This window comes from Sphingobacterium sp. SGG-5 (assembly GCF_011043525.1).
Classification (GTDB): domain Bacteria; phylum Bacteroidota; class Bacteroidia; order Sphingobacteriales; family Sphingobacteriaceae; genus Sphingobacterium.
This window is the reverse complement of the sequence record NZ_JAAKGO010000041.1, coordinates 1-416: the sequence shown is the minus strand read 5'-3', so window position 1 is coordinate 416 and position 416 is coordinate 1. Positions and strand designations below refer to the sequence as shown.

Here is a 416-nt window from a genome sequence, read left to right as displayed (position 1 = left end):
TATCGAGATAAAGAAATATCCCCGTTTGACCGAGGTGGGTGCCTGGCGGTCGGGGACCAACTTTCAGTCAGGGAACAATATCGATCCTAATCCTCATGGCGGTTTTTATACGCAGGAAGAGATTAAGGATGTGGTAGCTTACGCCAAAGACCGTTATGTAACCGTAGTTCCTGAGGTTGAACTTCCCGGCCATTCACTTGCCGCTCTGGCGGCTTATCCTGAACTCTCCTGCACAGGCGGGCCCTTTAAGATCCCGGAGCGGTGGGGTATACAGGAAGATATCTACTGTGCTGGAAAAGAAGAAGTATTTGTTTTCCTCGAAAATGTACTAGCAGAAGTAGTGGAACTATTTCCAAGTGAAACCATCCATATCGGCGGTGATGAAGCCCCCAAGAAGCGCTGGTCGGCGTGTCCGC

General features: G+C 50.2%; 1 protein-coding gene. It reads left to right on the top strand.

What is annotated here, in order from left to right; translation table 11 throughout:
- The coding region (locus G5B30_RS17185) for a family 20 glycosylhydrolase (protein WP_165321232.1) at positions 1–416 on the top strand (416 nt) is incomplete at both ends.